A 12,363-nucleotide genomic window follows, 5' to 3' on the forward strand; every position below is an offset into this window, starting at 1 on the left:
TTGTGCGCCAACACCTCCGATGAGCTGGCGGCGACTTGCAATTCATCGACAAAAAACGAAAATGAATTCCATCATACGGAAAAAGGAATCTCACCCATGGCCACCCCTGCTCCCGCCAAACGCGGCAAGAAGCCCCGCGCAGCAGCCCCGGCCGCCAGTGCGGCGACCGGCCAGGTACAATCGTTGACCCGTGGCCTGAAGCTGTTGGAATACATTTCGGAAGCCCAGGGCAACGTGGCGCTGACCGATCTGGCGCAGCAGGCCGGCCTGCCGAATTCCACCACTCACCGCCTGCTCACCACCATGCAGCAGCAGGGATTCGTGCGCCAGGTCGGCGATCTCGGCCTGTGGACCATCGGCTCGCACGCCTTTGTGGTCGGCAGCAGCTTCCTGCAAAGCCGCAACCTGCTGGCGATGGTGCATCCGACGCTGCGGCGCCTGATGGAAGAGTCCGGCGAAACCGTCAACCTGGCGGTGCTGGATACCAGCGAGTACCAGGCAATCATCATCGATCAGGTGCAGTGTACGGCGCTGATGCGCATGTCGGCGCCGATCGGCGGTAAACTGCCGATGCACGCCTCCGGCGCCGGCAAGGCGTTCCTCGCCACCCTGCCGGACGATCAGGTGACCAAACTGCTGCACAAGAAAGGCATGCATACCTACACGCCGCACACCCTGACGCCGCACAACCTGAAAGAGGGGCTGGCGCAGATCCGCAAACAGGGCTTCTCCTTTGACGACGAAGAGCACGCGCTCGGCTTGCGCTGCGTGGCGGCCTGCATCTTCGACGAGCACCGCGAAGCTTTCGCCGCCATTTCCATCTCCGGCCCGGTGTCGCGCATCACCGACGATCGCGTGATCGAGCTGGGCGCGCTGGTGATCCACGCGGCGAAAGAGATCAGCCTGGCCTACGGCGGCGTGCGCTAATTCGTTCATCCGAGCGGCGCCGCAGCGCGCCCTCGCTCACTTCCCTGCTCTGTTGTCAGCATGTAACAGGCTGTCGGCATCCTGTTTAGCACACAGGCAAAAAGCTTGAAGCCGATCACAGTTAACGATCCTCACGGCGAAAGCCCATTGCAACCGCTCACACTTCCTTCGACAATGTTACCGATAACATGTTACCGGTAACAACCAAGTTTAACGAAGGTAACGTCACCCGGTATTTTGGAGCCAAGCCATGACCAACAATCAAAATCGCATTTACGTCGTTATGGGCGTTTCCGGCAGCGGCAAATCCGCCGTCGCCGCCGCGGCGGCCCGCCAACTCTCCGCCGGCTTCCTCGACGGCGACTTCCTGCACCCGCGCAGCAATATCCTGAAAATGGCCGCCGGGGAAGCGTTGAACGATGACGATCGCGCCCCGTGGCTGGCCGCGCTCAACGACGCCGCCTTCGCCATGCAGCGCACCCACAGCGTGTCGATCATCGTCTGCTCGGCGTTGAAAAAGCAGTACCGCGACCGTCTGCGCGCCGGCAACGGCAACCTGTCATTCATCTATCTGCACGGTGAGTTCCCGGTGATCGAATCCCGCCTGGCGGCGCGCAACGGCCACTTCTTCAAGCCGCAGATGCTGGTCACCCAGTTCGCCGCGCTGGAGCAGCCGGGCGCCGACGAGAACGACGTGATGGCGATCGACATCAATCAGCCGCTGGACGCGGTGATCGCCGATACCGTGCGCCATATCCAGAGCTTCCTGCCGCAGGACGTGTGCGCGTGAGTACCGTTACGCTGGTCGGTACCGCAGTCGGCTCGGTTTTACTGCTGTTATTCCTGGTGATGAAGGCGCGCATGCACGCCTTCGTCGCGCTGATGCTGGTGTCCATCGCCGCCGGCATCTTCTCCGGCATGCCGCTGGAACACATCGCCGACACCATGCAAAAAGGCATGGGCGACACGCTGGGCTTCCTGGCGATCGTGGTGGCGCTCGGGGCGATGTTCGGCAAGATCCTGCATGAGGTCGGCGCGCTCGATCAAATTGCGGCGCAATTGCTGAAACGATTCGGACAAAGCAAGGCGCACTACGCGCTCGGCATCGCCGGGCTGATCTGCGCGCTGCCGCTGTTCTTCGACGTGGCGGTGGTGCTGCTGATCGGCATCGTGTTCGCCGTGGCGCGCCGCACCGACGGCAATATCGTCAAGCTGGCCATCCCGCTGTTCGCCGGCGTGGCCGCCGCCGCGTCCTTCCTGCTGCCGGGGCCGGTGCCGATGCTGCTGGCGTCGCAGATGAAGGCCGATTTCGGCTGGATGATCGCCATCGGGCTGGCGGCGGCGGTGATCGGCATGCTGATCGCCGGCCCGCTTTACGGCAGCTTTATCAGCCGTTTCGTCAACTGGCCGATGCCGCCGGAAGAGAACGAGCCGACGCTGACCAAAGGCAATCTGCCGTCGTTCGGCTTTAGCCTGGCGCTGGTGCTGTGCCCGCTGGTGCTGGTCGGCATGAAAACCATCGGCGCACGGCTGGTCACTCCCGGTTCGCAGCTGCAGCAGTGGCTGGAATTTATCGGCCACCCGTTCACCGCCATCCTGCTGGCCTGCCTGATCGTGATTTACGGTTTGGCCAAGCCGCGCGGCATGAGCAACGAACAGACGCTCGCCATCTGCTCCGCTGCGGTGCAGCCGGCCGGGATCATTCTGCTGATGACCGGCGCCGGCGGGGTGTTCAAACAGATTCTGGTGGATTCCGGCGTTGGACCGGCGCTGGGTGACGCCATGATCGGCGCCGGCCTGCCGATCGCCGTGGCCGCCTTCGCGCTGTCCGCCATGGTGCGGGTGATTCAGGGCTCGGCCACCGTCGCCTGCCTGACCACCGTCGGCCTGGTGCTGCCGGTCACCAGCCAGCTCGGACTCAGCGGCGGACAACTGGCTGCGCTGGCTATCTGCATCGCCGGCGGCTCCATCGTGCTGAGCCACGTCAACGACGCCGGCTTCTGGCTGTTCGGCAAATTCACCGGCGCCAACGAACTGCAAACGCTGAAAACCTGGACGGTGATGGAAACCATTCTGGGCAGCGTCGGCGGCGCCATCGGCATGATTGCATTCACGATGTTTTAAATCCTAAATCGCCCCCGGCCTTGCACACCAGGGTTGCAAATCACCACCGGGGGCACCGCCACAGGCGGCGACTATAACAACAGCAATGTGAGGAAGGCATGATTAATCCAACCTTGTCCCGTGTCACACAGCGCATCATCGACCGTTCCCAGGCCAGCCGTGCCGCCTATCTGGCACGTATCGAAGCGGCCCGTTCCCAAACCGTCCACCGCGCGCAGCTGGCCTGCGGCAACCTGGCCCACGGCTTCGCCGCCTGTCAGCCCGATGACAAGACGGCGCTGAAAAACATGGTGCGCAGCGATATCGCCATCATCACCGCCTATAACGACATGCTGTCGGCCCACCAGCCGTACGAACACTACCCGCAGCGGCTGAAGCAGGCGCTGCAGGCGGTGGGCGCCGTGGGCCAGGTAGCCGGCGGCGTGCCGGCGATGTGCGACGGCGTGACGCAGGGGCAGGACGGCATGGAGCTGTCGCTGATGAGCCGTGACGTGATCGCCATGTCGGCCGCCGTCGGCCTGTCGCACAACATGTTCGACGGCGCGCTGTTCCTCGGCATCTGCGACAAGATCGTGCCCGGGCTGGTGATGGCCGCCCTCTCCTTCGGCCACCTGCCCGCGCTGTTCGTGCCGGCCGGCCCGATGAGCAGCGGTTTACCCAACAAGGAAAAGGTACGCGTGCGCCAGCTGTACGCCGAGGGCAAGGCCGATCGCCTGGCGCTGCTGGAAGCCGAGGCCGCGTCCTATCACGGCATCGGCACCTGCACCTTCTACGGCACCGCCAACACCAACCAGATGGTGATGGAAGTGATGGGCCTGCACCTGCCGGGCGCCTCTTTCGTACATCCGGACACGCCGCTGCGCGACGCGCTGAACGACGCCGCCGCGCGCCAGGTGACGCGACTGACCGACACCGCCGGCAACTACCTGCCGATCGGCCGCCTGGTGGACGAGAAAGTGGTGGTAAACGGCATCGTCTCGCTGCTGGCCACCGGCGGCTCCACCAACCTGACCATGCATCTGGTGGCGATGGCGCGCGCAGCAGGCATCATCATTACCTGGGACGATTTCTCGGAGCTGTCGGAGGCGGTGCCGCTGCTGTGCCGCATCTATCCGAACGGCCCGGCCGACATCAACCAGTTCCAGGCCGCCGGCGGCGTGCCGCTGGTGGTGCGCGAGCTGCTGCAACACGGGCTGCTGCACGAAGACGTGCACACCGTGGCCGGTTTCGGCCTGCACCGCTACACCCAGGAACCCTGGCTGGATAATGGCCAGCTGGTGTGGCGTGAAGGCGTGGCCGGCTCGCTCGACGCCAGCGTGATCGCCAGCGTCGCTCAGCCGTTTGAGCATCACGGCGGCACCAAAGTGATGGCCGGCAATCTGGGCCGTGCGGTGATGAAAACCTCGGCGGTGCCCGCCGACAACCAGATTATCGAAGCGCCGGCGGTGGTGTTCGACAGCCAGCACGACATCGTGCCGGCGTTCGAAGCCGGCAAGCTGGATCGCGATTGCGTGGTGGTGGTGCGCTTCCAGGGGCCACAAGCCAACGGCATGCCGGAGCTGCACAAGCTGATGCCGCCGCTGGGCGTGCTGATGGATCGCGGCTTCAAAGTGGCGCTGGTGACCGACGGCCGCCTGTCAGGCGCCTCCGGCAAGGTGCCTTCCGCCATCCACGTCACCCCGGAAGCCTATACCGGCGGCCTGCTGGCGAAAGTGCGCGACGGCGATCCGATCCGCGTCAACGGCCGCAGCGGCGAGCTGCAGGTGCTGGTCGACGCCGACGAACTGGCCCAGCGCGCGCCATGCCAGCCCGATCTGAGCGCAGAACACATCGGCTGCGGCCGCGAGCTGTTCGGCGCGCTGCGCAGCCAGCTGTCCGGCGCCGAGCAGGGCGCCTGCTGCATCAAATTTTAATCGATAGCCTGGCCGCATCGCCGCCTGGCGGCGGCCACAGAGGAGAACGTCATCATGAACCAATGGAAAACAAGCGCCGAGCAGATCCTGACGGCGGGGCCGGTGGTGCCGGTCATCGTGATCAACAAGCTGGAACATGCGGTACCGCTGGCGAAAGCGCTGGTCGCCGGCGGCGTGCGGGTGCTGGAAGTGACGCTGCGCACCGCCTGCGCCATGGACGCCATTCGCGCCATCGCCCAAGAAGTGCCGGAAGCGATCATCGGCGCCGGTACCGTGATCAATCCCCAGCAGCTGCGTGAAGTGACCGAGGCCGGTGCGCAGTTCGCCATCAGCCCGGGGCTGACCGACGAGCTGCTCAAGGCGGCCACCGCCGGGTCCATTCCGCTTATTCCGGGCATCAGCACCGTTTCCGAGCTGATGCTGGGCATGGATTACGGCCTGCGCGAGTTTAAATTCTTCCCGGCGGAAGCCAACGGCGGCGTAAAAGCACTGCAGGCGATCGGCGGCCCGTTCCCGCAGGTGCGCTTCTGCCCGACCGGCGGCATCTCACCGGACAATTACCGCAGCTATCTGGCGCTGAAAAGCGTACTGTGCATCGGCGGCTCCTGGCTGGTGCCGGCGGACGCGCTGGAAAGCGGCGACTACGCCCGCATCACCGAACTGGCGCGCGCCGCCGTCGCGGGCGCCCAGTCCTGATTTACATCGCAGCGGTGGCGGCCGGCAGCGCCGCCCCGCTGCGCTGGCTGAACCGCTGCTTCTTGCGGTAAGCGAACACGTCTTCCACGTGCCCCTCGCGGATGCGCTGCTGCAACCCGCGCCAATACTCAGCGGTAAACAGATCGCTGTGCAACTCCTCAAACACCTGCCGAATGCGCCGATCGCCGCACAGGAAGTGGCGGAACTCCTCCGGGAACACGTCATTGGGCGCGATGCTGTACCACGGCTCACTGGCCAGCTCGTCCTCCGGATAACGCGGCGGCGGAATGTCGCGGAAGTTAACCTCGGTCATGTAGCAAATTTCGTCGTAGTCGTAGAACACCACCCGCCCGTGGCGCGTCACACCAAAGTTCTTGAACAGCATGTCGCCGGGGAAGATATTGGCGGCGGCCAGCTGCTTGATGGCATTGCCGTACTCTTCGATCGCATCGCGCATCTGCTGATCGTTGGCCTGCTCCAGATACAGGTTCAGCGGCGTCATGCGCCGTTCCATATACAGGTGCTTGATCACGATGCGATCGCCGAGATCTTCCAGTTTGCCCGGCACTTCGCGCTGCAGTTCCGCCAACAGCGCCGGGCTGAGGCGCGCCTTGTCGACGACGAAATTCTCGTACTCTTGGGTATCCGCCATGCGCCCGACGCGATCGTGCTCTTTCACCAGCTGATAGCAGGCCATCACCTGCGCCTGCGTCACCTCTTTTTGCGGGGCGAACTCGTCCTTGATCACTTTGAATACCCGGTCGAAAGACGGCAAGGTGAACACCAGCATCACCATGCCCTTCACCCCCGGCGCGATGATAAATTGCTCCTGCGACTGCGCCATAAAGGTCAGGTATTCGCGATAGCATTCGGTTTTGCCATGCTTCTGGCAGCCGATCGCCATGTACAGCTCGGCGGTGGTTTTGCCCGGCAGGATCTCACGCAGCCACTCCACCATCGCCGCCGGCAGCGGCGCGTAGACCATGAAATAAGAACGGGCGAAGCCGAAGACGATGCTGGCCTCAGCCTTACCGGTCAGGCAGGCGTCGATAAACAGCGCGCCCGATTCGCTGTGGTGGATAGGCAGCAAGAACGGATAAACGCCGTCGGCCAGGCGCAGCTTGCCGACCAGCCAGGCGGCCTTGTTGCGGTAGAACAGTTCGTTGGCGATCTGGAAGGTTGCCCCCGCCAGCTGCTGTGCGCTGAAGGCGCGTTGCAGCGCCTGAGTGATGTAGCGAATATCGCGCGTCAAATCCTCCCACGGCAGCCGCAGCGGCAGATCGCTCAGTACGCTGCGCAGCATCGCCGGCAGATCGCTATTGGGCGTGAAATCGCGCGCCAGCGGACGCGGAATATCGCGAAAGCGCCGCTCCGGCTGCGAACTGAAGACGAACAGCTTGTCCGGCGTCAGATCGCGGTGCTTGAACAGCCGGCAGTAGACCGAGTTAAAGAAGCTTTCGGCGATTTCGAAACGCGGATAGTCCGGTAGCAGGTCGATATAGACCGCTTTGACCCGGCTGGGGAAGTCGGCGTCGAAATATTTCTGCCCGGTGATGCATTTGAGCTGCTCCACCACCAGGCCGACGTGATGGTCGTACAGATGGATGCGCTTTTTCATCGCCTGCTGCACCGCCGGCCAGTCCGCCTGCTCGAAGCGCTGCTGCGCGCCGGCGGTCACTTCCAGAAAACGGCCGTACTGCGCATCGAAGCCTTGCAGGATCGTCTGTGCGATCAACAACTCCAGTTTTGCCGCCATCCTTACCCCCCGCCAGAAAAAGAAGCCTGCGCATGCAGGCTCCGGTGAAACGTCTTCAAGCTTGCCGCATCAGAACTGCTGTTCTTCCGTCGAACCGGTCAGCGCGGTGACCGAAGAAGCGCCGCCCTGAATGATGGTGGTGACTTTGTCGAAGTAGCCGGTGCCCACCTCTTGCTGGTGCGACGCGAAGGTGTAACCGCGATCCACCGCGGCGAACTCCGCCTGCTGCACCTTCTCGACGTAGTGTTTCATCCCTTCGCCCTGCGCATAGGCGTGCGCCAGGTCGAACATGTTGAACCACATGCTGTGGATCCCCGCCAGCGTGATGAACTGATACTTGTAGCCCATGTCCGACAGCGCCTGCTGGAAGCGGGCGATGGTCTGGTCGTCGAGGTTTTTCTTCCAGTTGAACGACGGCGAGCAGTTGTAGGCTAGCAGCTTGCCCGGGTATTTGGCGTGAATGGCGTCGGCGAAGCGCTGAGCGGCATCCAGATCCGGCGTTGAGGTTTCGCACCACACCATATCGGCGTAAGGGGCATAAGCCAGGCCGCGGCTGATCGCCTGTTCGACGCCGGCATGGGTGCGGAAGAAGCCTTCCGCCGTGCGCTCGCCGGTAACGAAGGCGCTGTCATACGGATCGCAATCGGACGTCAGCAGGTCGGCCGCATCGGCGTCGGTACGGGCGATCACCAGCGTCGGCACGCCGAGCACGTCGGCCGCCAGGCGCGCGGCGACCAGTTTCTGGATCGCTTCCTGCGTCGGCACCAGCACTTTGCCGCCCATATGGCCGCATTTCTTCACCGCCGCCAGCTGGTCTTCAAAGTGCACCCCGGCGGCGCCGGCGGTGATCATCGCTTTCATCAGCTCGAAGGCGTTCAGCACGCCGCCGAAGCCGGCTTCCGCATCGGCGACGATCGGCAGGAAATAATCGGTGTAGCCTTTGCTGCCCGGCTCAATCTGGTTAGCCCATTGGATCTGATCGGCGCGGCGGAAGGTATTGTTGATGCGCTCGACGACCTTCGGCACCGAGTCCACCGGATACAGCGACTGGTCAGGGTACATGGCCGCCGCGCTGTTGGCGTCCGCCGCCACCTGCCAACCGGACAGGTAGATAGCCTCGACGCCGGCTTTGGCCTGCTGCAGCGCCTGGCCGCCGGTCAGCGCGCCCAGGCAGTTCACGTAGCCTTTGCGCGCCTTGCCGTTCAACAATGCCCACAGTTTGGCGGCGCCGTTTTGCGCCAGGGTGCATTCCGGGTTGACCGAACCGCGCAGGTTGATCACGTCTTCGGCGCTGTAAGGGCGGGTAATGCCGTCCCAACGGGCCGATTTCCATTCCTGTTCCAGCTGCTGGATCTGTTGAGAGCGAGAGGTAGACATAATTTTTATCCTTTCAGTCGTGTAGGGTTAATTGGGAAAACTCAGGCCAGCAGCTCATAGCCGGGCAGCGTCAGGAAATCGATTAATTCATCTTGCGTGGTGATGCGCTCCATCAGGCGCGCCGCCTCTTCGAACCGGCCGGCGTTAAAGCGCGCTTCCCCCACTTCTTCACGCACCACCAACATCTCTTCTTGCAGCATCTGGCGGAACAGCGCCTTGGTGACCGGACGCCCGTCGCTCAGGCTCTTCTCGTGGTGGATCCACTGCCAGATTGACGTACGGGAGATTTCCGCCGTCGCCGCATCTTCCATCAAACCGTAAATCGGCACGCAACCGTTGCCGGAGATCCAGGCTTCGATGTACTGTACCGCCACGCGGATATTGGCGCGCATCCCCGCCTCGGTGCGTTCGCCGTCGCACGGTGCCAGCAGCTGTGCGGCGCTGATCGGCGCGTCTTGCTCACGCAGCACCTCCAGCTGGTTTTGGCGATCGCCCAATGCTTTGCCAAATACCTCCATCACCGTATCCGCCAGCCCCGGGTGCGCCACCCAGGTGCCGTCGTGGCCGTTGCTGGCCTCCAGCTCTTTGTCCGCCCGTACTTTATTCAACACCCAGTCATTTTTCTCGGCGTCTTTGCTCGGGATAAACGCCGCCATACCGCCCATGGCGAACGCGCCGCGCTTGTGACAGGTTTTGATCAACAGACGCGAATAGGCGCTGAGGAAAGGTTTCTCCATGGTCACCGACTGACGATCCGGCAGCACGCGATCGCCATGATTCTTCAGCGTTTTGATGTAGCTGAAGATGTAATCCCAGCGGCCGCAGTTCAGGCCGACGATGTGGTCGCGCAGGTGGTAGAGAATTTCGTCCATCTGGAACACCGCCGGCAGGGTTTCGATCAGCACGGTCGCTTTGATGGTGCCGCGCGGCAGATCGAAACGATCCTCGGTAAAGCTGAAGACATCACTCCACCAGGCCGCCTCTTCCCAGGACTGGGTTTTCGGCAGATAGAAATACGGGCCGCTGCCCTTGGCCAGCAGCTGGCGATAGTTGTGGTAGAAGTACAGCGCGAAATCGAACAGGCCGCCGGGAATGGCTTCATCACGCCACAGCACGTGTTTTTCCGGCAAATGCAGGCCGCGCACGCGAGCGATCAATACCGCCGGGTTCGGTTTCAGCTGGTAGATTTTGCCGGCTTCATTGGTGTAGGAAATGGTGCCGTTAACCGCATCGTGCAGGTTAATTTGGCCGTCGATGACTTTGTCCCAGCTTGGCGCCAGCGAGTCTTCGAAGTCCGCCATGAATACTTTTACGTTGGCATTAAGCGCATTGATCACCATCTTGCGCTCAACCGGCCCGGTGATCTCGACCCGGCGGTCACGCAAATCTTGTGGAATGCCGCGGATCTGCCAGTCACCTTCACGAATGGAAGTGGTTTCCGAAATAAATCCCGGCAGTTCGCCGCGATCGATATTTTGCTGCCAGCGGACACGCGCCGCCAGCAGCTCGTTGCGCCGCGGCGTGAATTTCCCCACCAGTTCCGCCAGGAATTCAACCGCTTCATCGGTCAACACCTGGCGCTCCGCTGCGGCGAAACCCTGCGTAAACCTTAACTCCGTGCCTGCTATCTGTTGTGTCATGACCTTGCTCCTTCCCATCGTTGCGCTCGCGCGACCGGCGCATTTTCATCAGAAATCACTGTGGATCAGGGTGGATGAAACGATCCTCAACTGGTCAGATCTCATCCCGATAGCTCTAAGAATACTCAACAAAAAATAAAAATCAAAAACCATTTCCATTTTATTATTAAATATTTTATTAACACTTTATTATCAATTGGTTAGATAAAATAACAATAATGACAGGTAAGGAAATCGCTTCCATCAGAGTGATAAAGATGCGCTAACGCCTTGTTTAACAATGGACTTTAAGGAGGTGTGACGGAGAAAAAGAGGATCGTTCAGAGGATCAACGGCGCGGCGGCCTCGATTCAGCCGCCGGCGAGCAGAAAAAATCAGTCGAGCGTCGGATTCATATGGCGCAGATCATACGGCGTGATCTGGTAGACGTAATAGTTGAGCCAGTTGGAGAACAGCAGATGGCCATGGCTGCGCCAGGTGGCTTTCGGTGTCAGTGCGGGGTTGTCATCGGGGAAGTAGTTGAGTGGAACGGCGGGATCGAGGCCGGCTTCGTTATCGCGACAATACTCTCCTGCCAGGGTCAGCGTATCGTATTCCGGATGGCCGGTGACAAACGCCAGGCGCTTGTCCTTGCTGGCAAACAGGTAGGCGCCGGCCTGCTCGGATTCGGCCAGAACATCCAGGTCGGTATATTGACGAATCACCTCGGTCGGGAAATCGGCATAGCGTGAATGCGGCGCCAGGAAGCTTTCGTCGAAGCCGCGTGTCAGCAACGCATGCTGCTGCAGCGTTTGGTGCGGATAAACGCCGGAGAGCTTCACCTCGCGCGTCATCTTGGGAATGCCATACAGAATATTCAACGCCGCCTGTACCGCCCAGCACACGAACAGCGTGGAGGTAACGTGGTGCTTGGCCCAGTCGATCACGCGCTCGATCTGCGGCCAGTAGGCAACATCGCAGAAATCGACCAGCCCCAACGGCGCGCCGGTAACGATCAAACCATCGAAGTTCTCGTTCTGGATATCCTCGAAGTCGCAGTAGAAGTTATTCAGATGCTCGGCCGGCGTGTTCTTCGATTCGCGGCTATCGATACGCAGCAGCTGGATATCAATCTGCAGCGGCGAGTTGGACAGCAGGCGCAAAAACTGGTTTTCCGTTTCGATCTTCTTTGGCATCAGGTTGAGGATCAGCACTTTCAGTGGCCTGATTTCCTGTGTTTTTGCCCGCGAGGATGTCATCACGAAGACATTCTCACCGCGCAAGAAATTGACCGCAGGTAACTCATCAGGAACACGAATCGGCATTGCTTAACCCTCACACATCCATTTATACGTTTAGACTTCTAGATGCCCGAAGATAGCGTTTTTTTCCGTCGATGTCGAGCATTCGGCGGAAAGGTGAAAATGTTTCATTGCGCGCTCTGCGCCAAGATATGAGGAGGGGGAGTAAAGGGACTGAAAAGCAAAAAGGCCATCCTTTCGGATGGCCTCTTGGCTTATTTGATGCTTGGCAGTGTCCTACAGTATTCGTCTCATCCTGAGACTCTCCCCTGCGGGGCCGCCGCACGCGGCGTTAAGGCCCGTTCCCGACGGGCCTTTCGCATGCCCATGCTCGAGCAGAACACCAAATAACAGACAAAACAAAAAGCCCCATGCTTTCGCATGAGGCTTGTTGTTTTATTTGATGCTTGGCAGTGTCCTACTCTCGCATGGGGAGACCCCACACTACCATCGGCGCTACGGCGTTTCACTTCTGAGTTCGGCATGGGGTCAGGTGGGACCACCGCGCTATTGCCGCCAAGCAAATTCTTTTTTCTGCCGAACTTCTAAACCCACTTTAAATAAAGTGGTGCTGATACCCAGAGTCGAACTGGGGACCTCACCCTTACCAAGGGTGCGCTCTACCAACTGAGCCATATCAGCACGCTTAA

At 61.2% G+C, this 12,363-nt stretch carries 9 protein-coding genes, 1 tRNA gene and 1 rRNA gene; 5 read left to right on the forward strand and 6 right to left on the reverse strand.

Going from position 1 to position 12,363, the window contains the following annotated elements; translation table 11 throughout:
• Window positions 1-96: 96 nt before the first annotated feature.
• The 5 genes from iclR (at window position 97) to WCL58_RS24385 (ending at window position 5,660) form a co-directional block, all read left to right on the forward strand.
• Window positions 97-927 carry a glyoxylate bypass operon transcriptional repressor IclR gene (iclR, locus tag WCL58_RS24365; RefSeq protein ID WP_004936648.1) on the forward strand — a complete coding sequence of 277 codons (831 nt, stop codon included), beginning with the start codon at window positions 97-99 and terminating at the stop codon, window positions 925-927.
• Between the two features lie 250 nt (window positions 928-1,177).
• On the forward strand, window positions 1,178-1,717 hold the full coding sequence (gene gntK / locus WCL58_RS24370; RefSeq protein WP_148874376.1) for a gluconokinase: 540 nt from the start codon (window positions 1,178-1,180) through the stop codon (window positions 1,715-1,717).
• Window positions 1,714-3,051 carry a gluconate transporter gene (gene gntU / locus WCL58_RS24375; RefSeq protein WP_028128298.1) on the forward strand — a complete coding sequence of 446 codons (1,338 nt, stop codon included), beginning with the start codon at window positions 1,714-1,716 and terminating at the stop codon, window positions 3,049-3,051. Before gntK ends, gntU begins: the two co-directional genes overlap by 4 nt.
• 98 nt (window positions 3,052-3,149) lie before the next feature.
• Window positions 3,150-4,964, forward strand: a complete 1,815-nt coding sequence (gene edd, locus WCL58_RS24380) for a phosphogluconate dehydratase (RefSeq protein ID WP_336851717.1) — start codon at window positions 3,150-3,152, stop codon at window positions 4,962-4,964.
• 54 nt (window positions 4,965-5,018) lie between these two features.
• On the forward strand, window positions 5,019-5,660 hold the full coding sequence (locus WCL58_RS24385; protein ID WP_100397033.1) for a bifunctional 4-hydroxy-2-oxoglutarate aldolase/2-dehydro-3-deoxy-phosphogluconate aldolase: 642 nt from the start codon (window positions 5,019-5,021) through the stop codon (window positions 5,658-5,660).
• Between the two features lies 1 nt (window position 5,661).
• On the opposite strand, the gene aceK is transcribed toward WCL58_RS24385, so the two are convergent.
• From aceK to WCL58_RS24415, 6 genes are all read right to left on the reverse strand, one after another.
• Complete coding sequence (gene aceK, locus WCL58_RS24390; RefSeq protein ID WP_336851718.1) at window positions 5,662-7,416, reverse strand: bifunctional isocitrate dehydrogenase kinase/phosphatase; 1,755 nt, start codon at window positions 7,414-7,416, stop codon at window positions 5,662-5,664.
• A 69-nt stretch (window positions 7,417-7,485) separates the two neighbouring features.
• A complete protein-coding gene (gene aceA, locus WCL58_RS24395) occupies window positions 7,486-8,793 on the reverse strand; it encodes an isocitrate lyase (protein WP_147840679.1) in 1,308 nt (435 codons plus the stop codon).
• Between the two features lie 41 nt (window positions 8,794-8,834).
• The gene (aceB, locus tag WCL58_RS24400; protein WP_049201549.1) at window positions 8,835-10,433 is read right to left on the reverse strand and encodes a malate synthase A; all 1,599 of its coding nucleotides are present in this window, start codon (window positions 10,431-10,433) and stop codon (window positions 8,835-8,837) included.
• A gap of 374 nt (window positions 10,434-10,807) precedes the next feature.
• Complete coding sequence (gene metA / locus WCL58_RS24405) at window positions 10,808-11,737, reverse strand: homoserine O-acetyltransferase MetA (RefSeq protein ID WP_049201551.1); 930 nt, start codon at window positions 11,735-11,737, stop codon at window positions 10,808-10,810.
• A gap of 381 nt (window positions 11,738-12,118) precedes the next feature.
• Window positions 12,119-12,234 (reverse strand): 5S ribosomal RNA (rrf, locus tag WCL58_RS24410).
• A gap of 45 nt (window positions 12,235-12,279) precedes the next feature.
• Window positions 12,280-12,355: transfer RNA gene (locus WCL58_RS24415), tRNA-Thr, on the reverse strand.
• Between the last annotated feature and the right edge of the window lie 8 nt (window positions 12,356-12,363).

The organism is Serratia sp. TMDUHS_CL, assembly GCF_037137105.1.
Classification (GTDB): Bacteria; Pseudomonadota; Gammaproteobacteria; order Enterobacterales; family Enterobacteriaceae; genus Serratia; species Serratia nevei.